Source organism: Sinorhizobium arboris LMG 14919 (assembly GCF_000427465.1).
Classification (GTDB): domain Bacteria; phylum Pseudomonadota; class Alphaproteobacteria; order Rhizobiales; family Rhizobiaceae; genus Sinorhizobium; species Sinorhizobium arboris.
On sequence record NZ_ATYB01000009.1, the window covers coordinates 134,508 to 158,145 of the forward strand.

A 23,638-nucleotide genomic window follows, 5' to 3' on the forward strand; every position below is an offset into this window, starting at 1 on the left:
GGAAAAGCCATGTCTGAAACGCGTCTCGCGGTAAACGACGTGTCGGTGGAATTCACCGGCCTGCGCGCACTCGACCATGTCTCGCTCTCGGTCGCCACCGGCGAAGTCGTCGGCCTCATCGGGCCGAACGGTTCCGGCAAGACGACGCTCATCAATGCCATTACCGGTCAGGTGAAGCTGGCGACCGGCTCGATCACCGCCGGCGACACCACTCTGTCGGGTCTCTCGCCGCGTGAGATCGCGCTTGCGGGCGTCAGCCGCTCCTTCCAGATCGTGCGCATTTTCAACTCCATGACGGTTTGGGAAAATGTCGAGGCGGCCGCGCTGGCAAAGGGCGCCTCCCGCACTGTGTCGGCTGAACGGGCGAAAGGCCTGCTGGCCGAACTCGGCCTGACGGCGAAGGCGGACGAGCTTGGCGCAAGCCTCAGCTACGGCGACAAGCGCCGCGTGGAAATCGCCCGGGCGCTCGCCGCCGAACCGCGGTTCCTGCTGCTCGACGAGCCTGCGGCCGGCATGAACGATGCCGAGACGGAGACCCTGTTGCACACGCTCGCCGAATTGCCCGGCAAACGCGGCCTCGGCCTCCTCATCATCGACCACGATATGGGCCTCATCATGCGCCTCTGCCACAGGCTGCATGTGCTCGCTTCGGGCCGCACGATCGCGGAGGGTGACGCCACTCATGTCCGCAGCCACCCGGCCGTCATCGAGGCCTATCTCGGCAAGGGGGCGACCCATGCTTGACATCAGCGACCTTTCCGTCAGCTACGGTGCGATCCGCGCTGTGCGCAGCATCAGCTTCACGCTTCGAAAGGGCGAGCTGGTGAGCCTGCTCGGCGCCAATGGTGCGGGCAAATCCTCGACCATCAGGTGCATCGCCGGCGCGCTGAAAGCCTCCGGCGGCACGATTACGCTCGAAGGCAAGGACATCACCGCGGCGAACCCCGAACAGGTCGTGCGCGCGGGCCTTGCCACCGTGCCGGAAACCCGCGACGTGTTCCCGGACCTGACGGTCGCCGAAAACCTGATGCTCGGCGCCTATATCCACCGCCGCGACCAAGCCGGCAACCGCGACAACCTCGACAAGCTGAACACGCTCTTCCCGCGCCTCGCCGAGCGCTCGAAACAGGCGGCCGGCACGCTCTCCGGCGGCGAGCAACAGATGCTCGTCATCGCCCGCGCGCTGATGGCGCGGCCAAGCGTGCTTCTTCTCGACGAACCCTCGCTCGGCCTTGCGCCGGCCATCGTCGAACGCATCTTCGAGATGATCGAGACGCTGAAGAAATCCGGCCTGACCATCCTGCTCGTCGAGCAGAACGTGAACCAGGCGCTCGCCGTCGCCGACCGCGCCTTCGTCATGCGCCTCGGCGCCATCGTCGCATCGGGCACGGCCGAGGAGATCCGCTCGACCAGCGACCTCAGCGCGCATTATCTGGGAGGCTGATCCATGGCTTTCGCGATCCAGTTCGTCATCGACGTGTTGAGCCTCGGCGGCGCCTATGCCCTGATGGCGCTTGGCCTCGTCATCATCTACGGCATCCTGCGCCTCGTGAACTTCGCCTACGGCGAACTCATCATGGTGGCCGGCTATACGATGTTCCTCGCCAGCGGCTCCGGGCTGCCCTGGATCGTCATGGCAGTGCTCGCCGTCGGCATGGCGATCCTCTTCGGCATCATCACCGACTATGCCGCCTTCCGTCCGGTGCGCGCCAAGTCGGTGACGGCGGTGCTGATCACCTCCTTCGCCTTCTCCAACCTGCTGCAGAACGCGGCACTGCTCTTCATCTCGCCGCGACCGCGCAACGTGCCGCTGCCGGATATCTTCTCGCAGACAGTCTCGATCGGCGGTGCCATCACCCCCGTCCGCAACCTCATCACTATCGCCGCTTCGATCGTGCTGCTCGCCGGCGTCGCCTTCCTGATGCGCAGGACGACCCTCGGCATAGCTATGCGCGCAGCGGCGACGAACTTTACCATGGCGCGCATGCTGGGCGTGCCGGCGAACCTCGTCATCTCGTCCGCCTTCGCGCTTTCAGGTTTCCTGGCCGGCGTCGTCGGCATTCTCTGGATCGGCCGCATCGGCACGGTCGTTCCGGGCGTCGGCCTGGAACCGCTGCTCGTCGCCTTCATCGCCACGGTCATCGGCGGCATGCGGAGCCTGCCCGGTGCCGTCGTCGGCGGCTTCCTGCTTGCGCTCATCGACACCACGCTCAACTACACCCTGTCGCAGGACCTGCTGAAATTCCGCGACGCTTTCACCTTCAGCCTCGTCATCCTGATCCTGCTTTGGCGCCCGGAAGGGCTCATCAGGGGTCCGGCGAGCGGGCAGCGGACCTGAGGGAGCGCGATCATGAAACATTCCTTTCTCACCGCCCTCATCCTCATCGCCGTCATCGCCATCATTGCCGTCGGCAGTCAGCTCCTCGGCATCCGCCTTTATGACCGTATCGCCACCAACCTGCTGATCTCGCTCGTCCTGGTCGTCGGACTGCAGACCTTCATGGGCAATTCCGGTCTGCTCTCCTTCGCCCACATCGGCTTCATGGGCCTCGGCGCCTATACGTCCGCGGTGCTCACCATTCCGACTCAGATGAAGGGCATGGCGCTGCCGGACCTCTACGAATTCATGAAGGTCGTGGAAGTTTCGCCGCTCCTCGCCATGGTCGCAGCGGGCATGCTGGCCGCCGTCGTCGCAGCCGTCGTCGCCTATCCGCTGATGCGGCTTTCGGATGCGGCGGCGGTGATCACCTCCTTCGCGCTGCTTGTCGTGCTCTACACGGTCATGAACAACTGGAGCGCCTTTACCAACGGCCCGCGCACGCTCTTCGGCCTGCCGAAGACGACGGACATGCCGGTGGCCGCCATCGTCGCGTCCATCGTCGTCCTCGTAGCGCTTGCTTTCAAGGAATCGCGTACCGGCAAGCTGCTGCGCGCCTCGCGGGAGGACGAGATCGCCGCAGCGGCGCTCGGTGCCGACATTCCGCACCTGCGCTGGCGTGCCTTCATCCTCGCTGCATTCATCGCCGGCATCGGCGGAGCACTGTGGGGACACTTCATCACCTCCTTTGCGCCGAAAGCCTTCTATCTCAAGGAGACGTTTCTCATCATCACCATGCTGGTGATCGGCGGCGCCAGCACGGTGACCGGCGCCGTGGCCGGCACGATCCTTATCACCTTCGCCTACGAGGGGCTGCGCGGCACGGAAGGCGCGCTCAACGCCACCGCCTTCGGCGCCGGTCAGGTCGTCGGCCTCACGGAAATCGTCCTCGCGCTCGCCATGATCGCCGTGATGATCGTCAAGCCGGGCGGTCTCTTCCCGAACCGCGAGATAGGTCACATCCTCACCCGCGCCCGACGCAAGAAGGAGACAGTTGCATGAGCTGGAAGACCGCCTACCGATCTTTCTACTATGCCGGTGCCGAGGAGCCGGACGACATCGTGCTCGATCCGGAGACGACGGCGCTGCTGGTCATCGACATTCAGAACACCTATCTCGATCCGAAGGATACGCCTGAGGAAACCGCCCGCTGGCAACCTTTCTACGAGCGCATGCGCGAGACGGTGATCCCGAACACGGCGCGGCTGATCGACGAATGCCGCAAACGCAAGGTGGAGGTTATCTTCGCCCGCATCGCCTGCCTCAAGGCGGACGGTCGCGACCGGTCGCTGAGCCAGAAGAAGCCTGGCTTCAACTACCTGCTTCTGCCGAAGGAGCTGCCGGAGGGCCAGGTCGTTCCGGAACTCGAACCGCGTAGCGACGAGATCGTCGTCACCAAGACGACAGACAGCGCGCTGACCGGTACGAACCTTCGCCTCATCCTTCACAATATGGGCATCAAGGATGTCATCTGCTGTGGCATCTTCACCGACCAGTGCGTCTCTTCGACGGTGCGCAGCCTTGCGGACGAAAGTTTCGGCGTGGTCGTCGTCGACGATTGCGGAGCCGCGGCGACGGACGATCTGCACCGGCGCGAACTGGAGATCATCAACATGATCTACTGCCATGTCGTCTCGCTCGAAGAGCTTCTCACCTTTTTCAGATAGAGGAGAGGAGGATAGCGTCGTGCCCGGTCTCTACGCCCGCGAAAGCCGCTCGGTTTCCAAAATGGCGCACCTGCGGTTTTTTCCCCAGGCGGTCGTCGGCGGCAGCGGCGCCTATCTGACCACCGACGACGGGCGGCGGCTCCTCGATTTCTCCGCCTCCTGGGGCGCGGCGAGCCTCGGCCATTCCCATCCGGCGATCCGTGATGCGGTGGGCCGCGCGCTCTCCGATCAGGCGGGCGCGAGCTATCTTTCGTCGGCCAACGAGGCTTGCGTGCTGCTCGCCGAAAAGCTGCTTTCGCTCGTGCCGGAGCGCGCCCGCGGCCGTGTATGGTTCGGCCATTCCGGCTCCGACGCCAATGAGACGGTCGCCCGCATGGTCGTCGCGGCCACCGGCCGGCCGCGCATCCTTGCGTTCAACGGTGCCTATCACGGCGGCACCATCGGTTCCATGGGCATTTCCGGCCATCCGGCACAACAGGGCGGCCGGGCAGAGGGCCTGACGCTCGTGCCCTACCCGAACTGCTATGCCGCCGGCAGCCCCGAGGTTGCAAGGGACGCCGCGCTCGCCCATCTCGAACGGCTCTTCGCGACCGGAGTGCCGCCGGAAGAGGTCGCAGCCTTCTTCATCGAGCCGATCCAGTCGGACGGCGGCATGCTTGTGCCGCCGGACGGATTCTTCAAAGCGGTGGAAGCGCTCTGCCGCAGGCACGGCATCCTGATCGTATCGGACGAAGTGAAGGTGGGACTCGGCCGCAGCGGCCGCTTCAACGCCTTCGAGCATTCCGGTATCGAGCCCGACATCGTCGTCTTCGGCAAGGGTCTTGGCGGCGGCCTGCCGATATCCGCAGTGGTCGGCCCGGAAACCATCATGAACCACAGCGTTGCCTTCTCACTGCAAACCGTGCACGGCAATCCGGTCTGCGCGGCCGCCGCGCTGGCCGTATTGCAGACCATAGAGCGCGACCACCTCATCGAGAATGCGGAAAGAAGCGGCAAGCTGCTGCGCGAGTCGCTTGAACGCCTTGCTGCCCGCCATGCGCTGATCGGCGATGTGCGCGGCCGCGGCCTCGCCCTTGGCGTCGAACTCGTGGCCGATCTCGCCAGCCGCGAACCGGCTTCGCGTCAGGCGGCACTCACCGTCTACCGGGCCTTCCAATTGGGCCTCGTACTCTATTACGTCGGCGTGCGCTCCAACGTACTCGAACTCACGCCGCCGCTGACATTGACACAGGCGGAGGCCGAAGCGGGTGTCGCCATGCTCGACCGGGCGCTCACCGATGTCGCGGCCGGGCGAGTCGACGATGACTTGCTTGGAGATTTCGCGGGCTGGTAACTGATCCGCACTCAACGTCGGCACGGCGATGCCGCTGCTGATTATCGCGCGGTGTGCAAGGCAGGTTGACCCTCGCACATTTGCGAGCAGGCGTGATGGCGTTCCTCCCTACCGAATGACGAACCCGCGGCCGATCCGGCCGCGGGTCTTCTCTAAATAGTGAGCAAGGCCACGTTCCGGAACGCGGCCTTGTCTTTTGTTTACTTGCGGATCTCTTCCAGCTTGGCGAGAATACCGTCTACCACGTCGGCACCGATCGCAGCCTTGTGCTTTTCATAGACGACCATGGACTTCTCGCGGATACGAGCCTGTTCTTCAGGAGACAAGGCGTTCACCTCGAGGCCGGCTTCCTTGATCTTTTCCAGCGACTTCTTGTTGAGGTCCTGGATCACCTTGCGCTCTTCGTCGCGACCGACGACTGCACATTCACGCAGTGCTGCCTGCTCTTCCGGCGTATAGCTGTCGAAGATCGGCTTCGAGAACAGGAAGAGGAAGGGCGTGTAAGCGTGGTTCGTTTCAGTGACGTACTTCTGCACTTCGAAGAACTTCGAGGTATCGATCGTCACATAAGGGTTTTCCTGCGCGTCGATCGCCTTGGTTTCGAGCGCCGAGAAGACTTCGCCGAAGGCCATCGGAGTGGCGTTGGCACCGAGGTTCTGGAAGGTGTCGAGGAAGATGTTGTTCTGCATCACGCGAACCTTCATCCCTTCGAAATCTTCCCACTTGGTGACCGGACGAACCGAGTTCGACAGGTTACGGAATCCGTTTTCCCAATAGGCGAGATTGACCAGGCCGGCAGCTTCCAGCTTCTCGTTCATCATGTCGCCGAAATCGCCATCGAGCACCGTGTAGGCTTCCTGAGCGTTGGCGAAGAGGAACGGCAAGTCGAAGACGCCGAGTGCCGGGATGATGCCGACGAGCGGCGAGGACGACGTCACGACGGCCTCCTGCACGCCGGAGCGCAGGGCCTGCGTTGCCTGAAGGTCGCCACCGAGCGCGCCGCCCCAGAAAGCGGTAAGCTTCAGCTTGCCGCCCGACTTCTGATCGAGGCAGGCTTGCATCGCCTTGATGCCGTTGCCAACCGGATGGTCTTCGTTGATGCCGTTGGACACGCGGATGTTGCGGTCGTTGAACTCGGCGAAAGCCGGAGCCGCGGCCGAAAGGCCGAAAGCGATGGCAGTCGTGGCAAGGAGCAGTTTTCTCACGGGGTATCCTCCCTTGGATTTTGTTGGTGAGGTTGCGGATTAGTTGAGCCAGCGTGCGGGCACGATGACGATGTCCGGGAACAGGACAAGAAGGAAAAGCACCAGTATCTGGGCCACCAGGAAGGGAGCCACGCCTACGGTCACCTTCCCAAGCGGAACCCGGCCGACGCCGCTGACGACGTTCAACACGACGCCGACAGGCGGGGTCAGGAGCCCAATGCAGGTATTCATGATGAACAGAACACCGAAATAGACAGGATCGATGCCGGCCTGCTTGACGATCGGCATCAGCACAGGCGTCAGGATCAGGATCGTGGGCGTAAGGTCGAGTGCGGTGCCCACCACCAATACGACCGCCATGATCACGATCATCAATAGCGTCGGCCGGTCAATGAGCGGAGAGATGAAGCCGGTGATTTCTGCCGGGATGTTCGCGGCAGTTATCAGCCACGCAGAAACCAGTGCAGCGCAAACGAGGAACATGATGACAGCGGTGGTCTTCGCCGCCTGAAGAATGACGCGTGGCAATTCACTGGGCTTGAGCTCCCGATAGATGACCATGCCGACGAAGAGGGCGTAGGCTGCAGCGACCACGGCAGCTTCGGTCGGCGTCACGACGCCGGCCTTGATGCCACCCAGAATGATGACCGGCATGCCGAGGGCCCAAAGCGCTCTCCCGGTGGCGCCGAGCCGCTCTTTGATCGGCGTGCGTGGGAGCGGCTGGATTTTATCCTTCCGCACGACCAGCAGCCAGGTTGCGATCAGGGCGATACCCATGATCAGGCCGGGCACGATCCCGGCCATGAAGAGCTGCGTAATCGAGACGTTCGCCGCCACCCCGAACACGATGAAGGCCATGGATGGCGGAATGACGGGGGCAATGACGCCGCCTGCAGCAATCAGGCCCGCGGATCGGGGAACGTTGTAACCAGCCTTGGCCATCATCGGGATGAGGATTGCCGCAAGTGCCGCGGTATCGGCTGCTGCCGAACCCGAGATACTTGCCATGATCACGGCTGCCATGATGGCGACGATGCCGAGGCCGCCGCGGATGTGACCGACACAGGCGATTGCGAAATCGATGATGCGACGCGAGAGGCCGCCTGCGTTCATCAATTCACCGGCGAGAATGAAGAACGGGATGGCGAGGAGCGTGAAGGTATCCGCACCCGCGATCATGTTTTGTGCAATGATCTGGGTATTGAACATGCCCATGTACCACATGAGCATGACGCCGCAGAACATCAGCGAGAAGGCAACCGGCACGCCGATTGCCATGGCGCCCAGCAGCGACACGATGAAGACGACAAGAGTCATTATGTGCGCTCCGCCAGGTGCTCGAGGGACATGTTTTCACCGGCGAAGGCGGCGATCTCTTCTTCCGTGATGCGTCCCGTCAGCAAGCGGAAAAGGCGTTCGAGCGCGATCAGGACGACGCCTGCTCCGGTGAAAAAGCCGATCCCGTAAACCCACAACATCGAGATGCCGGTAACCGGCGCGGCCATCGAGGCGTTGATCGGCGATTGCTTCCAGGTGCCCCAGAAGAAGATCGCCGACACGGCGATGATGACAATGTTGGAGAGGATCATGCAGATGATGCGGCCCTTGCGACCGAACAGCATGACCATGGTCTCGACGCCGACGTGCGAATTTTCGCGAAAGGTGACGACCGCACCAATGAAGGTAAGCCACACAAAGAAATACCGCGACATCTCGTCCGAGACGTTGATGCCGGAGTTGAAGCCATAGCGCAGCACGACGTTCAGGAACACCATGACGGCCATACCTGCGAGCAGCACGATCAGCAGCAGCTCGAGGAGCCTGTAGAAAATATCGATCGCTCTTTGCATCTGATCCTCCCCTTTCGGCTACAGGAGCCCGCGTTCAGCGAGGTTTTTCATCAGAGCGCCAAGGCCGAAGCTCCATTTCGGGCAGCGGTCGCTATGGTCGACCCAGTTTACAAGGCGCCCGAGGCGCGGCGTCGAGATCTCGACCCGGTCTCCGATTTCATGCGTGAAACCAAGGCCTGCGCCGCGACGGTCCTTCACTGGCGCAAACATGGTTCCGAGGAAGAAAACCACGCCATCGGGATACTGGTGGTTGTCGTTGAGAAGCTGCGAAACGAGGTCTTCGGGGCTGCGGCTGATCGCCGACATCGGGCTGACGCCGGTCATCTTGAAACCTTCCCGGCCGTCGACGACAAGCGAGACCTCCGCCTGCTTCACGTCCTCGATCGTGAAGGCACCGTCGAAGAGCCGTATGAACGGGCCGATCGAGCAGGACGCATTATTGTCCTTCGCCTTGCTGAGAAGCAGTGCGGAGCGCCCTTCGAAATCGCGAAGGTTGACATCGTTGCCGAGCGCCGCGCCGACTATCTTGCCCTTCGACGTGACGGCGAGCACCACTTCCGGCTCCGGATTGTTCCAATCGGATTTGGGGTGGATGCCGATATGCGCACCGCAACCGACCGAAGACATGGGCTGCGCCTTGGTGAAGATTTCGGCATCGGGACCAATACCCACTTCGAGGTACTGCGACCAGAGACCGAGTTCCTGGAGCAGTTGCTTGACCTCTGCCGCCTTGTCGGAACCGGCAACGAGGCCCTTGAGATTGTCGCCGAGGACAGGGGCGAGCCGGCCGCGAATTTCCTGTGCGCGCAGCGGATCGCCCTTGGCCTGTTCCTCGATGACGCGCTCCAGCATGCTATCCGCAAAGGTCACGCCTGCCGCCTTGACGGCCTGCAGATCGGCGGGCGCCAGAAGATCGCCCGCCTCGCCTCGGAGGAATGCATCGAGAGAGCCGAGGCTTGCAAAACGCGAAGTATCGCGCAAGCCGTCGACAAGACCTTCGATCTCAAGAAGCGCGGAAAGCGTTGCCGCGAGGGGAGTAAGGTCGAAAACCTCTCCACCGGAGACCAGGACCGGGCAAGGCCCGCCTGCCGTTTTGGACCAGACACGCCCGACGAGCACCGCGCTGGATGCATCTGCAGGTAGGATTGAATCGGCGCTCAGCGCCTGCTCGAAATTCACCAGAAATCCTCCGCTTATCTCGCACCTGGAAGTACGGGTTCCTTATTGTCAGGATGTCTGACAACGGGATGACCCGCTTCTAGTATGACTTTTTGGCCATGTCTAGGCCGTCGGTAAGTAAAGTCTGATATTCTTCCAGGACCTCGCGGACGGCGCCAACCGATCCGTCCGCTGCGGGCCTAGAAGCTTTCAATCGTCAAGTCCAGACGCGCCGCTGCCCCGTTCAGATGATACCGCATTGCCTCCTCAGCCTTGACGGGATCCCGTGCCGCCACGCCATCGCGGATCGAGACATGTTCTGCAATCGTGACTTCAACGATTTCCTCCAGTATCGCGGCGGCACGCGCCGCGTTGATGGCCAGGCTGATCCGCTCCGCGATGAATCCGATGAAGAGCAGGAAATATTCGTTGTGGGTTGCCGCCGCGATTGCGCGGTGAAAGGCGAGGTCGGCGACGATCCCCTGCTCCGTCCATTTCTCTGCACCGGTCATCTGCTGCAGCGCTTCGTCGATCTTGCCCAGATCCTCCGGTGTATGATGGATCGCCGCAAGTCGTGCCGCCTCCACCTCCAGCGGAATCCGGAGCTGAAAGAGATCACGGAAGCTTCCCCGGTTCGAGAGATCTCCCTGCTCTATCCGAAGCGATTGCCGGCGTTCGATTTCCGTGGCGAAGGCGCCGACACCTTGGCGGGTCTCCACCAGCCCCTCATTGCGCAATTGGGCTATGGCCTCCCGCACGACCGAGCGGCTGACCCCGAAGGTCTTGGCTAGCAGATGCTCCGTCGGCAGTTTCTCTCCGGGCGCGATACGTCCCTCGATGATCTCCCTGCCGATCTTCGCAGCGATGCGCGCGGGCAGATGCTCGCTCCTGCTGAGCTGACCGAAATCCATTGCCGCCAAGATTGCTCCTCTCCACCAGATCACGATGACTTTAGGTCGGACCGACCTAAAATCTCAATTGACAACCAGGGTTCATGATCATCTCGGGATCAATGGCATGCTTTAGCGCCGTCAACAACTTTCGACGGGTGCCGGTCAGCCTGACATCGAAATCCGGGCGCTTCAGGCGGCCGATACCGTGCTCGGCGCTGATGCTTCCGGTGTAGCGATCGAGCACCTCGTTGACGACCATTTTGGCCGTGTAAATGCATTGGACTCGCTCCTCGGACGTACTGCCTGCCGGCGGCAAGACGTTGAGATGCACATTGCCGTCGCCGACATGGCCGTAGGAGACGCTGACAGCGCCCGGAAGCGCCTCGGATACCGCCTTTTCCGCCTCCTCGACGAAGGATGCGAGCTGTGAGAGCGGTACGGAAATATCGGTGCGCATATGCGTGCCGCGCTTCGCCTGGCCTTCGTTCATGCCTTCGCGGATCAGCCAAAGATTGCGAGCTTGCGTCTGCGAGGCGGCGATCGTTCCGTCGACGACGAGCCCTTCCTCCATCACACCTTCAAGGAAGCGCTGCATCAGATCGTCGACATCGACGAGACCGGAGCCGGAAATCTCCATGAGCACATAGGCCGGATATTCCGCCGGGATCGGGATCGGCAGATCGGGCATCGCCTCCTGCGCCAAGGTGAAGGCGAGCGGCGGCATGAACTCGAAGGCCGACATCAGATCACAGCAGTCCCGCCGCGCCCGGCGATAAAGCGTGATGGCGTCTTCCAGCGAGGCAAGCCCGAGCAGCGCGGTAGATACGCGGTCGGGATAGGGCATCAGCTTGAGGGAAACGGCGGTGATGATGCCGAGTGTGCCTTCCGCACCGATGAACAGCTGCTTCAGGTCAATACCGCGATTGTCCTTTCTCAGCGTCGAAAGACCTTCGAGGATGCTGCCGTCCGGGAGAACCACTTCAAGTCCAAGCACCAGTTCACGGGTCATGCCGTAGCGGAGCACGTTGACGCCGCCGGCGTTCGTCGAAACATTCCCTCCGATCAGGCAGCTTCCCTGCGCGCCGAGCGCAAGCGGAAAGAACATGCCCGTTTCCGCAATCGCATCCTTGAGCTCGGACAGGATGCAGCCGGCCTCCACAACTGCGGAAAAGTCGTCGGCATCGATCTTGCGGATGCGGTTCATGCGTTCGAGAGAAAGCACGACCTGCCGCTCCGGCGCATCGGGGATTGCGCCAAGCACGAGGCCGGTATTGCCGCCCTGCGGCACGATCGAAAGCCCGAGTTCGCGGCAGGCTTTCACAGCCGCTGCGACCTGCTCGGTCGAGCGCGGGCGAATCACAGCCACGGCGCCGCTGGTCACGTCGCCATGCCAGTCACGGCAGTAGCGGAGCGTTTCTTCCGTTTCCGTCAGCACCATGCCTTCACCGAGCATACGGCGTAGCGCCAGGCGCTGTTCCGCAAGGCCCGTCGCATCCTCTATCGTGGCCGCAATTCCGCTCGTCATCCGCCTTGCCTTCCTCCGCGCCGGTCCATGTGCTCGCACGTGAGCCGAGAATCTTTCCGCGAACCGCCAATATCCTGTTTTCAAGCGAAGCATATAAGGTTATCAGACAACCGTACAAGACAAATTTTCGAACCCGCATGAAAGACCTGGTCGCATGCGGCCTCACCATGGAGGAGACACCCATGCATATCCTGATCATCGGCGCTGCCGGGATGGTCGGCCGCAAGCTCACGCAACGACTTGTCAAAGACGGCACTCTCGGCGGCAAGCCGGTCGAGAAGCTGACGCTCGTGGACGTGGTGGCGCCGGAGGCGCCGCAGGGCTTTACCGGGACGGCCGTGGCACGCGAAGGCGACCTTTCCGCTTCCGGCGAAGCCGAAAAGCTGATCGAGGGGCGCCCGGATGTTATCTTCCATCTGGCGGCAATCGTTTCGGGTGAAGCCGAACTCGACTTCGACAAGGGCTACCGCATCAATCTTGACGGCACGCGCTATCTCTTCGATGCAATCCGCCTCGCTCACAATCAGGACGGCTACAAGCCTCGCCTCGTCTTCACTTCATCGATCGCCGTGGTCGGAGCACCGCTCCCCTTCCCCATCCCCGACGATTATCACCTCACTCCGCTCACGAGCTACGGCACCCAGAAAGCGGTCTGCGAGCTGCTGCTCTCCGACTACAGCCGCCGCGGCTTCTTCGATGGCATCGGCATCCGCCTGCCGACGATATGCATCCGTCCCGGAAAGCCCAACAAGGCCGCTTCCGGTTTCTTCTCCAATATCCTGCGCGAGCCGCTGGTCGGCCAGGAAGCCGTACTGCCTGTTTCAGAGGATGTCCGCCACTGGCATACTTCGCCCCGATCGGCGGTCGGCTTCCTTATCCACGGCGCGACGATCGACCTTGAAAAGGTCGGCCCGCGGCGAAACCTTTCCATGCCGGGTCTCAGTGCCACCGTCGGCGAGCAGATCCAGGCGCTGCGCCGCGTTGCCGGCGAAAGGGCCGCGAAGCTCATCCGCCGCGAACCCGACGAGATGATCATGAAGATGGTCGCCGGCTGGGCACCGGGCTTCGAGGCCAAGCGCGCCACCGAACTTGGCTTCACCGCCGAAAAGAGCTTCGACGAGATCATCCGCGTGCACATCGAGGACGAACTGGGAGGAAAGCTGTGATCGGGAAGCCGAAGATTGCGTTTCTAGGCACGGGCTTGATGGGTGCGCCGATGGCACGGCGTCTCCTCGATGCCGGTTTTCCGGTTACGGTCTGGAACCGTGATGCCGGCAAGGCCGAGCCGCTGGCCGCCAACGGTGCTGAAGTTGCTGCCTCGCCGGCCGATGCCGTTGCCGGCGCTGCAGTCGTCTTTACGATGCTGACCAATGGCCAGGCCGTATCCGAGGTCCTGTTCGAGCGCGGCGTCGCCGATGCACTGCCGGAAGGCACGATCGTGGTGGATTGCAGTTCCATCGCCCCGCCGATCGCCCGCGAACATGCCCGCAGATTGGCAGAAAAGGGCATCCGTCATCTCGACGCGCCGGTTTCGGGCGGCGTCGTCGGCGCGGCCGCCGGTACGCTCGCCATCATGGCCGGCGGCGATGGCGCCGTTGTTGAAAGCCTCAAGGACGTCTTCGCGGTGCTCGGCCGCGTGACCCACGTGGGCCCGAGCGGTGCCGGCCAGGTCTGCAAGCTCGCGAACCAACAGATCGTCGCCGTGACCATCGGCGCAGTGGCCGAAGCCATGATCCTGGTGGACGCAGGGGGAGCCTCGCGCGCGGCCTTTCGGGACGCGATCCGCGGCGGCTTTGCCGAAAGCCGGATCCTGGAACTGCACGGCGCCCGTATGGTGGAGCGCAACTTCACGCCGGGCGGCGCGTCGATCAACCAGCTGAAGGACCTGAATGCCGTAATGGCCATGGCGGAAGAAGTCTCCCTGGAGCTTCCCCTGACCAGGCAGGTGTGGCAGGAGTTTGCCGATTTCGTCGAGTCCGGCGGAGCCGAACAGGATCACAGCGGCCTGCTTCTGCATCTCGAAAAGCTCAACCCAAGGAACAAGGTCCGTCATGACTGACAAACCCCAGCGCCGCCTGCGCTCGCAGGACTGGTTCGACAATCCGGACCATATCGACTTGACAGCGCTCTATCTGGAGCGGTTCATGAACTACGGCGTGACGCCGGAGGAATTGCGTTCCGGCAAGCCCATCATCGGCATTGCCCAAAGCGGCAGCGATCTCACCCCGTGCAATCGGGTACACATGGATCTGGCCAAGCGCGTGCGCGACGGCATCCGCGATGCCGGCGGCATTCCGATCGAATTCCCGACGCATCCGATTTTCGAGAACTGCAAGCGCCCGACGGCCGCCCTCGATCGCAACCTCGCCTATCTCGGCCTTGTCGAAATTCTCTACGGCTATCCGCTGGATGGGGTGGTGCTGACCACCGGCTGCGACAAGACCACGCCGGCTGCCCTGATGGCGGCCTCGACCGTCGATATCCCGGCGATCGTGCTCTCCGGCGGCCCCATGCTCGACGGCTGGCACGAAGGTGACCTCGCCGGCTCCGGCACGGTGATCTGGCGCATGCGGCGCAAGTTCGCGGCAGGCGAGATCGACCGCGAAGAGTTCCTGCAGGCGGCGCTCGATTCGGCTCCTTCCGTCGGCCATTGCAACACCATGGGCACGGCTTCGACAATGAACGCGATGGCCGAAGCACTCGGCATGTCGCTGACCGGCTGCGGCGCGATTCCGGCTGCCTATCGCGAGCGGGGACAAATGGCCTATCGTACCGGGCGCCGCGCCGTGGAAATCGTCTTCGAGGACCTGAAACCCTCCGACATCCTGACCCGGGAAGCCTTTCTCAACGCCATCCGCGTCAACTCGGCGATCGGCGGATCGACCAATGCCCAGCCACATCTTGCGGCCATGGCCAAGCATGCCGGCGTCGAGCTCTATCCGGACGACTGGCAGGTACATGGCTTCGATATCCCGCTGCTTGCCAACGTCCAGCCGGCGGGTGCCTATCTCGGCGAACGCTATCACCGCGCGGGTGGCACGCCCGCCATCATGTGGGAGCTCCTGAAGGCTGGAAAACTTCACGGCGACTGTGGCACCGTCACGGGTAAAACCATGGCCGAGAACCTCGAAGGACGCGAATCCACGGACCGGGAGGTTATTCGGCCCTTCAACGATCCTCTCAAGGAAAAGGCAGGTTTCCTGGTACTGAAGGGCAATCTCTTCGATTTCGCCATCATGAAGATGAGCGTGGTCTCCGACGATTTCAGGAAGCGCTATCTTCAGGAGCCGGGCCGCGAGGGCGTTTTCGAAGGCAAGGCCGTGGTCTTCGATGGTTCGGAGGACTACCACAAGCGCATCAACGACTCCGAACTCGAGATCGACGAGAACACCATCCTGGTGATCCGCGGCGCTGGCCCGCTCGGCTGGCCGGGATCGGCCGAGGTCGTGAACATGCAGCCGCCGGATCATCTCTTGAAGCGCGGCATCAGCAGCTTGCCGACCATCGGTGACGGCCGCCAATCCGGCACGGCCGACAGCCCCTCCATCCTCAACGCCTCCCCGGAAAGTGCGGCCGGCGGCGGTCTCGCCTGGCTTCGCAACGGTGACGTGATCCGCATCGACTTCAATCAGGGCCGCTGCGACATGCTGATATCCGATGAGGAGATCGAAAGACGCAGGGCGGACGGTATTCCCGCCGTGCCGGCCGATGCCACGCCCTGGCAGCGCATCTACCGCAAGTCCGTCACCCAGCTTTCCGACGGCGCTGTGCTCGATGGTGCAGCGGAGTTCCGGCAAATCGCCAAGAATATGCCGCGCCACAATCACTAGGTTCCAGTGTCCGAAGATCGAGCGCCCTGTGTCGCCCATTTTGGACGCACGGCGCTCCAAGACCCCGATGATGGAAGGGCGGCTCCGGCCGCCCATTTTTTTTGGCAGCCTTCCAGGTCCGTGCTGCTCCTGGTCCGTAAAATCTGTCCTCTGTCCAGCGTAGCGACCCCTCGAATCGCGAGCAACGAAAGACGGCTTCAGCCGCAAGGCCACCGTCGCAACCCCATGTGCAAGTCGAATCTTCCCGGCGACTTTCCCTTCGCCGGGATCGTCTGCGCGAGAAGCGCGTTCCCCTCCTGAATGTTTGAACACCACATCGTTTCATTCATGAAAGGAACCGGCATGAGCCGTCTCGTTATTGTTTCCAATCGTGTACCCGTTCCGGACAAGGGTGGCATTGCGCCCGCCGGTGGGCTGGCGGTCGCGCTGAAAGTTGCCCTTGAAGAGCATGGCGGCATTTGGATGGGCTGGTCGGGACAATCGAGCGGGGAACACGAGCCAAAGCCGCTTTCTCAGTTGCGCCAGGGCAATATCATCTATGCGCTGACGGACCTCACGGATACCGATGTAGAAGAGTACTACCGCGGCTTCGCCAACCGCGTTCTCTGGCCGATCTGCCACTACCGGCTTGATCTCGCCGAATACGGTCGCAAGGAGATGGCCGGGTATTTCCGCGTCAACCGCTTCTTCGCCCACCGGCTTGCGCCGCTGGTCAAACCCGACGACGTCATCTGGGTCCACGACTACCACTTGATTCCTCTCGCCGCGGAACTGCGCCTGATGGGTTTGAAAAACCGGATCGGCTTCTTTCTTCACATCCCCTGGCCGCCTGCCGACGTGCTCTTCACGATGCCCGTCCACGAGGAGATCATGCGCGGCCTGTCGCACTACGATGTCGTCGGCTTTCAGACCGACCACGACCTTGAGAACTTCGCCGGCTGCCTCAGGCGGGAAGGCATCGGCGATGAACTTGGTGGAGGCCGCTTCAGCGCCTATGGCCGTATCTTCAAGGGCGGCATTTATGCAATCGGCATTGAGACTGCGGCTTTTGCCGAGTTCGCCAAAGAGGCACTGACCAACAAGACGGTCAGGAAAGCGCGTGAGAGCATCGGACACCGCAGCCTCATCATCGGTGTCGATCGCCTCGATTACTCCAAAGGAATCACGCAGCGCATCGACGCGTTTGAGCGCTTCATCCTGGCCAATCCGGCCCAGCAGGGGCGTGTGACCTATTTGCAGATCACGCCGAAGTCCCGTTCCGAAGTGCCCGAATACGAAGCCATGCAGCGCACGGTGGCCGAACAGGCCGGCAGGGTGAACGGCGCGCTGGGCGCAGTCGATTGGGTCCCTATACGCTACATCAACCGTTCGGTCGGTCGGCCTGTTCTTGCAGGGCTTTACCGGCTCGGCAAAGTTGGCCTCGTGACGCCGCTTCGCGACGGGATGAACCTGGTCGCGAAGGAATATGTGGCCGCGCAGGACCCGGACGATCCCGGCGTACTGGTGCTTTCGCGCTTTGCCGGAGCCGCCCGCCATCTAAGGGGTGCCCTGCTCGTCAATCCATATGACATAGAGGGAACCGCAAACGCTATGGCGCGCGCGCTCAGCATGCCGCTGGAAGAGCGGAAGGATCGCTGGAAGACGATGATGGAACACCTGCTGAAACACGACGTTTCGCGCTGGTGCCGGGACTTCCTTGATGATCTGACGGCATCACCCGATGAGTCGGGTTAAAGCAGTTCCAGGAAAAGGTCGCAGCGGTTTTCCGTCCGGATGTGCGCAGCCTCAAAGAGTTGGAGCGTTTCAATGAAGCACTGAAACGCTCCACCATCGCGTCCGCCGCAACAGCCTTCAGCCTCGGCTGTGCGACGCCAGTCCCGCGCCGGCGCGTTCTTCGGCAAAGTAGTCGCGCGTCAGTTGGGCGATGACCGGGGACAGGAGCAGCAACGAGATCAGGTTGGGAATGGCCATCAGTGCGTTCAAGGTGTCGGCCACCAGCCAGGCAAAGTCGAGGCTGAGCGTGGCACCGAAAAACACCGCGACGGTCCACAGGATGCGGAACGGTATCGCGCTCACGGTTCCGATCAGGAATTCCCAGCATTTCTCGGCATAGTAGGCCCAGCCAAGGATCGTTGTGAAGGCGAATAGCGCCAGGGAGATCGTCACGAGGTAATTCCCGAAGCCGGGCAGCGCCGCTTCGAATGCCGCGGAGCTCAGCACCGCCCCGGTCTCGCCCGAGGTCCAGACGCCCGACACCATGATCGCCAGACCCGTCAAAGTGCAGACGATGATCGTGTCGATGAACGTGCCCATCATGCCGATGACGCCGGAGAAAACAGGATTGGTTGTCGAGCCGGCGGCCTGTGCAATACCTGCAGTACCGAGGCCTGCCTCGTTCGAGAAGATGCCGCGCGCCACCCCCATGCGGATCGCCATCAGCACGGTGGAGCCGAGGAAACCGCCGGTGGCCGCCGTCGGACTGAATGCCTGGGTGAAGATGGTGGCAATGGCCTGGGGAATATTGCCGGCAAAGATAATCAGGACGACAGCCACGCAGACGAGATAGAAGATTGCCATGAACGGCACGACCCTCTCGGCCACCGCACCGATTCGCTTGATGCCGCCCAAGATCACCGCACCCGTTAAGACCATGATGACGACGCCGCTGATCCAGGTCTCGATGCCGAAGGCGTTCTGGACCGCGCTTGCGATCCCGTTGGCCTGCACCATGTTCCCGATACCGAAGCCCGCCAGTCCGCCAAAGATGGCAAAGGCGGTGCCCAGCCACTGCCAATTCTTCCCCAGGCCATTCTTGATCGCGAACATCGGGCCGCCGGCGTGTTCGCCTTTGTCGTCGACTTCGCGGTATTTCACCGCAACGACGACTTCGGCATATTTTGTTGCCATGCCGACGAAGGCCGTAACCCACATCCAGAACAACGCGCCTGGTCCGCCCACGGCGATTGCGGTTGCGACGCCGGCGATGTTGCCGGTGCCGATGGTCGCCGACAGCGCCGTCATGAGCGCGGCGTAAGGCGTAATCTCGCCTTCGGCGGCCTTGCCGGGGGTGCGGCTTTTCAGGATCATGCGGAAGCCGTAGGCCACTTTGCGGATTGGCATGAAGCCCAGGCGAAGCTGCAGATACAGACCGGTGCCGATGATCAGCACAATCATCGGCACGCCCCAAACGACGCCGTTGAGCCAGTTAAAGAATTGGTCAAGTGCTTCCACGAAACTGCTCTCCTCGCTAGTGCCCTATCTTTCCGCGATCCTGCGCACGTCGCTGACTTACGTCATCGGCAGATATTTTCAAACCGTCTTGTCCATGGCCACCGGCACGTTCAATTCTTCTCGGTCGAGGATGGACTAGGGGTGTCTCCCGACGGCGAGCAGCGGTGCCCATCGAGCTAGCCCGTCAGGCGCGACGGCACTCGCCGAGCCTCGGGAGCCGCGATCATACATAGAAGTCGGCCCTGGTGAATTTCATAGTGCGAATGCTCCTATTCATGAAATTGATAGTGAGCGGCTTTAAGAATGACCGCGGTGAGGAGAATGTCCCACTTTCCAACGACATCTTGCCCTTGTATGTTCCCTTTCCGTTCCGACCAGCTGCGGCCGGACCGTCGGAGAGCTCATCGAGGTGAAATGAATGGCGACAGCGGCCCATCTGGAGAAACTGAACGAGAGACAGCGCTGCGCCGTTGAATATGGTGTCGGAGCAGGAGAAAGCACCCAGGCGGGCCCGCTGTTGATCATCGCAGGCGCGGGCTCGGGGAAGACCAACACCTTGGCCCATCGCGTTGCTCATCTCGTCGTCAACGGAGCCGATCCCCGCCGCATTCTCCTCATGACCTTCTCGCGCAGGGCAGCCGCTGAAATGTCGCGCCGCGTCGCGCGGATCTGCGCGCAGGTGCTCGGCCCCAGTTCCGGCCAAATGACCGACGCCCTTTCGTGGGCGGGAACCTTTCACGGCATCGGGGCGCGGCTGCTCCGGATTTATGCCGAACAGATCGGGCTGGATCCGGAGTTCACCATCCACGACCGCGAGGACAGCGCCGACCTGATCAATCTCGTGCGGCACGAGCTCGGCTTATCGAAGATGGAAAGCCGGTTTCCGACCAAGGCCACCTGTCTGGCGATCTATTCGCGGGCAGTAAACGCGGAAATGCCGCTGAACGAAGTGCTCCGCAACTGGTACCCTTGGGCGTCTGGCTGGGAACAGCAGTTGAAGGAGCTGTTTGCCGGATATGTCGACGCCAAGCAGGCCCAGAACGTCCTCGACTACGACGACCTCCTTCTCTACTGGGCGCAGATGGTCAGCGATCCCTGCCTGGCCGACGATGTCGGCAACCGGTTCGACTATGTCCTCGTCGACGAATATCAGGATACGAACAAGCTCCAATCTTCGGTGCTGCTGGCGCTGAAGCCGGGCGGGCATGGCCTGACGGTCGTCGGCGACGACGCCCAATCGATCTATTCGTTTCGGGCAGCGACGGTCCGCAACATTCTCGACTTTCCGAAGCAATTCTCGCCGGCGGCCGAGATCATCACGCTCGACCGCAACTACCGCTCGACGCAGCCGATCCTCGCGGCCGCCAACGCAGTCATCGACCTGGCGCGGGAGCGCTTCACTAAAAATCTCTGGACGGACCGGGAGTCGGCGGAACGTCCTAAGCTGCTGACAGTGAAGGACGAGGCGGATCAGGCGAGCTGCATCGTCGAGCAGGTGCTTGCCAACCGTGAATCCGGGTTGCTCCTGAAGCAGCAGGCCGTCCTGTTCCGCACTTCGAGCCACAGCGGCCCGCTTGAGGTGGAACTGACCCGCCGCAACATCCCCTTCGTTAAGTTCGGAGGTCTGAAGTTCCTCGACAGTGCCCATGTCAAGGACATGCTGGCCGTGCTGCGCTTTGCGCAGAACCCACGTGACCGGGTCGCGGGCTTCCGGCTCCTGCAGATGTTGCCGGGCATCGGTCCGCAGACCGCGGGCAAGATCCTGGACACGATCGCGGCCGACCCCGAGCCGTTGATGGCGCTTGGCGAAATCCCGGCTCCGCCCAAGAGCGGCGCGGACTGGCCGTCCCTTGTCGAGCTGCTGCAGGCCCTGCGCAAACCTGCCTCCGGCTGGCCGACCGAAATCGAGATGGCACGAATGTGGTATGAGCCGCATCTCGAACGAATACACGAGGACTGCGAGACCCGCCGGGCCGACCTGGTGCAGCTCGAGCAGATCGCCGCCGGATATCCGAGCCGCGAGCGCTTCCTTACGGAGCTGACGCTCGATCCGCCGGACGCGACGAGCGATCAGGCCGGCGTGCCTTTACTCGACGAGGATTATTTAATCCTGTCGACGATCCATTCTGCCAAGGGCCAGGAATGGCGGTCCGTATTCATGCTCAACGTCGTCGACGGCTGCATTCCGTCGGACCTGGCCGCGGGCACGAGCCAGGACCTGGAAGAGGAGCGGCGGCTTCTCTATGTCGGTATGACGCGCGCCAAGGACAGCCTGACGCTGATCGTGCCGCAGCGCTTTTTCACCGGCGGTCAGCACGCGCAGGGGGACCGACATGTCTACGCAAGCCGCACGCGCTTTATTCCCGCGACCTTGCTTCAGTTCTTCGAGAGTGGAACCTGGCCCCTCGTGAGCCCCAATGCCTCCGAGCGCAGCGCCAGGCAAATCCGCATCGATGTCGCAGCACGGATGCGAACCATGTGGCGGTAGAATTCGGCGCTGTGCCCAGTCGTTCGCGCTCATGACCTTCAGCTCGCCAGAACCAGCCCCCCGTAACGGCTGATTTCGTTCTGGATTTCACCGACGAGCGTATCGAGCGCGGGATTTCGCGCCTTTCGCGCGCGGCGCGCGACATAGGCCAAGCCGGGGGGTGAGGGCAGGTGGGTGGTGACGATCTGCATCCCGGGGCGCAGATGGCGCTCGCTCAGAAGTGCTACACCCATGGCCGAAGTGACCGCCGCAACGATTCCGGCAGCGCTTGCACATTCAAACACGGTTTCAAGATTCACGCCGCCGTCCTGTCCGATGTCGAGCGCCCACCTTCTATAGAAACACTCGTCGTCGAAGGACAGGAAGGGAATCGCGCCGTTCTGCGGCAACGTCAGTTCCGGGTGCTTGACCCAGTGAAGCTCCTCCCGGAACAGGACAACATCGGTCGGGCGGACTTCATGAGCGAAAACCTGCAAGATCGCGGCGTCCAGTTCCCCGCGTTCGAGCATCGCCCGCAGGACCAGACTCATGCGGACCTTGGTACGGACGGAGACATGCGGATGCAGGCGGCGAAACCTCCCCAATATGCGTGCAAGATCGCTGCAGGCCGTATCTTCCGTCAAGCCGAGAGCGATGCGCCCCGCAAGCGACGTTTTCGACAGACTGAGAAGCGCCTCGTCGTGCAGGCCGAGGATTCGGCCGGCGTAATGCAGCAAATCCTCTCCGGCTGCGGTGAACATCGCTCCGCCTGGCTTGCGGCCGAGCAGGTCGCAACCGAGGCTCGTCTCAAGCCGCTTAATCTTGTGGCTGACTGCGGATTGCGACAGCCCCAAGGCTTCCGCCGCGCGCGTGATCCCGCCGTGATGGCGGACCGCCCAGAGGGCGCGCAGTGCGTCGATTTCTAAACGCCGGCTGTTGAACTCGATCATGCGGCCCTGACCCCCTGATGATGCGTTTCGGCCAAACTATGCGGCTTCAGACAAGATTTAGCAAAAGATCATTACTGTGCCGGCTCGATTGTCATGTCGTGATCGAAATTTGTCATGTGCAACCGAGTTTTTCGTTGCCTATGGCTGAGCGGCGAGCAATCCGCAACCGAGAGCCTCATGACACACCAACCCGTATCGGTGCCCGCACCGAATCCGTGCCGTTTTCTCTGGCCCCTGATGGCCACACTCCTGGTAATCGGCTGGAGTTCCGGCTTCGTCGGCATCCGCTATGCCAGCGAAGAGGCCTCCGTCGTGCTGGTTCTTTTCTGGCGCACGCTTCTGTCGGGCTTGATCCTGCTGCCCTTCGCCTTGGCTATCGGGCCCCGGATGCGGTTGCGCGGAGTGCTGGAGCAGATGCTCTTCGGCGTGATGTCGGTTTTTCTGTATCTGGGTGGCTTCGCACTTGCCATCGAGCAGCGGGTCCCGACGGGATTGGTCGCACTGATCTCGGACCTCTTGCCGTTGGCGATCGCGGCCTTGTCGCAGCCCGTATTGGGCGAGCGACTGAGCGCGCGACAATGGCTGGGAACGGCGATCGCGGTCGCCGGCGTACTCGTCGTGTCGTTCGACAGCCTCAGCTTCGGTGCCGCGCCGTCGTGGGCCTATGGATTGACGGTGGGTTCGATGCTGGTTTTCGCGCTCGCGTCGGTGATGCACAAGCGGCGGCGGATCCTGCACATGCCTGTTCACCAGAGTCTCTGCGTCCATACCCTTACCGGCGCGGCCTTGTTCGGCGTCTGCGCCATCATGCAGGGCAACCTGACCCCGCCGATGACGCGCGAGTTCGCCGTGGGAATGGTGTGGCTGGTGCTGGTTGCGACCTTTGCCGCCTATTCGGTCTACTATACCAGCCTGCGTCTCTTCCCGGTGGCGCAGGTCAGCGCAGCGATCTATCTCAGCCCACCTGTCACCATGCTATGGGCATGGGCGCTGTTTTCCGAACCGTTGACCGCGGCGATGTTCATCGGGCTGGCGGTGACGCTGGTGGGCGTCTGGATGACCTCGCGCGGGTGAGAGCGCTGGAATTCCGCGCCACGGCCTTCGGCTCGTCCCACCCAGGAGTGAGCGGCGCACCGGCTACGGTGAAGCACA

General features: G+C 62.4%; 20 protein-coding genes. 12 read left to right on the top strand and 8 right to left on the bottom strand.

Annotation, left to right across the window (positions count from 1 at the left end; all coding sequences use genetic code 11):
* Positions 1-9 precede the first annotated feature (9 nt).
* Genes SINAR_RS0108445 through SINAR_RS0108470 form a run of 6 tightly spaced genes read left to right on the top strand, consistent with a single transcriptional unit; the run spans position 10 to position 5,377 of the window.
* A complete protein-coding gene (locus SINAR_RS0108445) occupies positions 10-744 on the top strand; it encodes an ABC transporter ATP-binding protein (RefSeq protein ID WP_027998694.1) in 735 nt (244 codons plus the stop codon).
* Positions 737-1,444 carry an ABC transporter ATP-binding protein gene (locus SINAR_RS0108450; protein WP_027998695.1) on the top strand — a complete coding sequence of 236 codons (708 nt, stop codon included), beginning with the start codon at positions 737-739 and terminating at the stop codon, positions 1,442-1,444. Before SINAR_RS0108445 ends, SINAR_RS0108450 begins: the two co-directional genes overlap by 8 nt.
* A 3-nt stretch (positions 1,445-1,447) precedes the next feature.
* Positions 1,448-2,338: a branched-chain amino acid ABC transporter permease gene (locus tag SINAR_RS0108455; RefSeq protein ID WP_027998696.1), complete on the top strand. Its 891-nt coding sequence runs from the start codon at positions 1,448-1,450 to the stop codon at positions 2,336-2,338.
* A 12-nt stretch (positions 2,339-2,350) separates the two neighbouring features.
* Positions 2,351-3,379, top strand: coding sequence for a branched-chain amino acid ABC transporter permease (locus SINAR_RS0108460; protein WP_027998697.1), 1,029 nt, complete (start codon positions 2,351-2,353; stop codon positions 3,377-3,379).
* The gene (locus SINAR_RS0108465) at positions 3,376-4,044 is read left to right on the top strand and encodes a cysteine hydrolase family protein (protein ID WP_027998698.1); all 669 of its coding nucleotides are present in this window, start codon (positions 3,376-3,378) and stop codon (positions 4,042-4,044) included. The genes SINAR_RS0108460 and SINAR_RS0108465 overlap by 4 nt, the downstream gene beginning before the upstream one ends.
* Before the next feature lie 19 nt (positions 4,045-4,063).
* Positions 4,064-5,377, top strand: a complete 1,314-nt coding sequence (locus SINAR_RS0108470) for an aspartate aminotransferase family protein (protein ID WP_027998699.1) — start codon at positions 4,064-4,066, stop codon at positions 5,375-5,377.
* A gap of 200 nt (positions 5,378-5,577) precedes the next feature.
* Here the strand turns inward: SINAR_RS0108470 and SINAR_RS0108475 are convergent, their stop codons facing one another.
* The 6 genes from SINAR_RS0108475 to SINAR_RS0108500 form a co-directional block, all read right to left on the bottom strand.
* Positions 5,578-6,582, bottom strand: coding sequence for a TRAP transporter substrate-binding protein (locus SINAR_RS0108475; protein WP_027998700.1), 1,005 nt, complete (start codon positions 6,580-6,582; stop codon positions 5,578-5,580).
* Between the two features lie 39 nt (positions 6,583-6,621).
* Complete coding sequence (locus tag SINAR_RS0108480) at positions 6,622-7,899, bottom strand: TRAP transporter large permease (protein WP_027998701.1); 1,278 nt, start codon at positions 7,897-7,899, stop codon at positions 6,622-6,624.
* Entirely contained in the window at positions 7,899-8,432 is a 534-nt protein-coding gene (locus tag SINAR_RS0108485; protein ID WP_027998702.1) for a TRAP transporter small permease, read from the bottom strand. The genes SINAR_RS0108480 and SINAR_RS0108485 overlap by 1 nt, the downstream gene beginning before the upstream one ends.
* An 18-nt stretch (positions 8,433-8,450) precedes the next feature.
* On the bottom strand, positions 8,451-9,629 hold the full coding sequence (locus SINAR_RS0108490; RefSeq protein ID WP_027998703.1) for a fumarylacetoacetate hydrolase family protein: 1,179 nt from the start codon (positions 9,627-9,629) through the stop codon (positions 8,451-8,453).
* Positions 9,630-9,790: 161 nt separating this feature from the next.
* A complete protein-coding gene (locus SINAR_RS0108495) occupies positions 9,791-10,510 on the bottom strand; it encodes a FadR/GntR family transcriptional regulator (RefSeq protein WP_027998704.1) in 720 nt (239 codons plus the stop codon).
* Between the two features lie 46 nt (positions 10,511-10,556).
* Positions 10,557-12,008 carry an FAD-binding oxidoreductase gene (locus SINAR_RS0108500; RefSeq protein ID WP_027998705.1) on the bottom strand — a complete coding sequence of 484 codons (1,452 nt, stop codon included), beginning with the start codon at positions 12,006-12,008 and terminating at the stop codon, positions 10,557-10,559.
* A 182-nt stretch (positions 12,009-12,190) separates the two neighbouring features.
* Between SINAR_RS0108500 and denD the strand changes: the two genes are divergently transcribed.
* The 4 genes from denD to otsA all read left to right on the top strand — a co-directional run bounded on the left by denD (position 12,191) and on the right by otsA (position 17,572).
* Positions 12,191-13,174, top strand: coding sequence for a D-erythronate dehydrogenase (gene denD / locus SINAR_RS0108505; RefSeq protein ID WP_027998706.1), 984 nt, complete (start codon positions 12,191-12,193; stop codon positions 13,172-13,174).
* Positions 13,171-14,067, top strand: a complete 897-nt coding sequence (locus SINAR_RS0108510; protein ID WP_027998707.1) for an NAD(P)-dependent oxidoreductase — start codon at positions 13,171-13,173, stop codon at positions 14,065-14,067. Before denD ends, SINAR_RS0108510 begins: the two co-directional genes overlap by 4 nt.
* Positions 14,060-15,838 (top strand): IlvD/Edd family dehydratase, encoded by a 1,779-nt coding sequence (locus SINAR_RS0108515; protein WP_027998708.1) that lies wholly within the window; start codon positions 14,060-14,062, stop codon positions 15,836-15,838. Before SINAR_RS0108510 ends, SINAR_RS0108515 begins: the two co-directional genes overlap by 8 nt.
* Before the next feature lie 342 nt (positions 15,839-16,180).
* Entirely contained in the window at positions 16,181-17,572 is a 1,392-nt protein-coding gene (gene otsA / locus SINAR_RS0108520) for an alpha,alpha-trehalose-phosphate synthase (UDP-forming) (protein WP_027998709.1), read from the top strand.
* Positions 17,573-17,689: 117 nt separating this feature from the next.
* Here the strand turns inward: otsA and SINAR_RS0108525 are convergent, their stop codons facing one another.
* On the bottom strand, positions 17,690-19,069 hold the full coding sequence (locus tag SINAR_RS0108525) for an alanine/glycine:cation symporter family protein (protein ID WP_027998710.1): 1,380 nt from the start codon (positions 19,067-19,069) through the stop codon (positions 17,690-17,692).
* Between the two features lie 418 nt (positions 19,070-19,487).
* Here SINAR_RS0108525 and SINAR_RS0108530 point away from each other — a divergent pair, with 418 nt between their 5' ends.
* Entirely contained in the window at positions 19,488-21,557 is a 2,070-nt protein-coding gene (locus SINAR_RS0108530; protein WP_027998711.1) for an ATP-dependent helicase, read from the top strand.
* Positions 21,558-21,595: 38 nt separating this feature from the next.
* Here SINAR_RS0108530 and SINAR_RS0108535 read toward each other — a convergent pair whose 3' ends face one another.
* A complete protein-coding gene (locus SINAR_RS0108535; protein ID WP_027998712.1) occupies positions 21,596-22,486 on the bottom strand; it encodes a LysR family transcriptional regulator in 891 nt (296 codons plus the stop codon).
* 177 nt (positions 22,487-22,663) lie between these two features.
* On the opposite strand from SINAR_RS0108535, the gene SINAR_RS0108540 reads away from it, so the two are divergent.
* Positions 22,664-23,560, top strand: a complete 897-nt coding sequence (locus SINAR_RS0108540) for a DMT family transporter (RefSeq protein ID WP_027998713.1) — start codon at positions 22,664-22,666, stop codon at positions 23,558-23,560.
* Positions 23,561-23,638 lie beyond the last annotated feature (78 nt).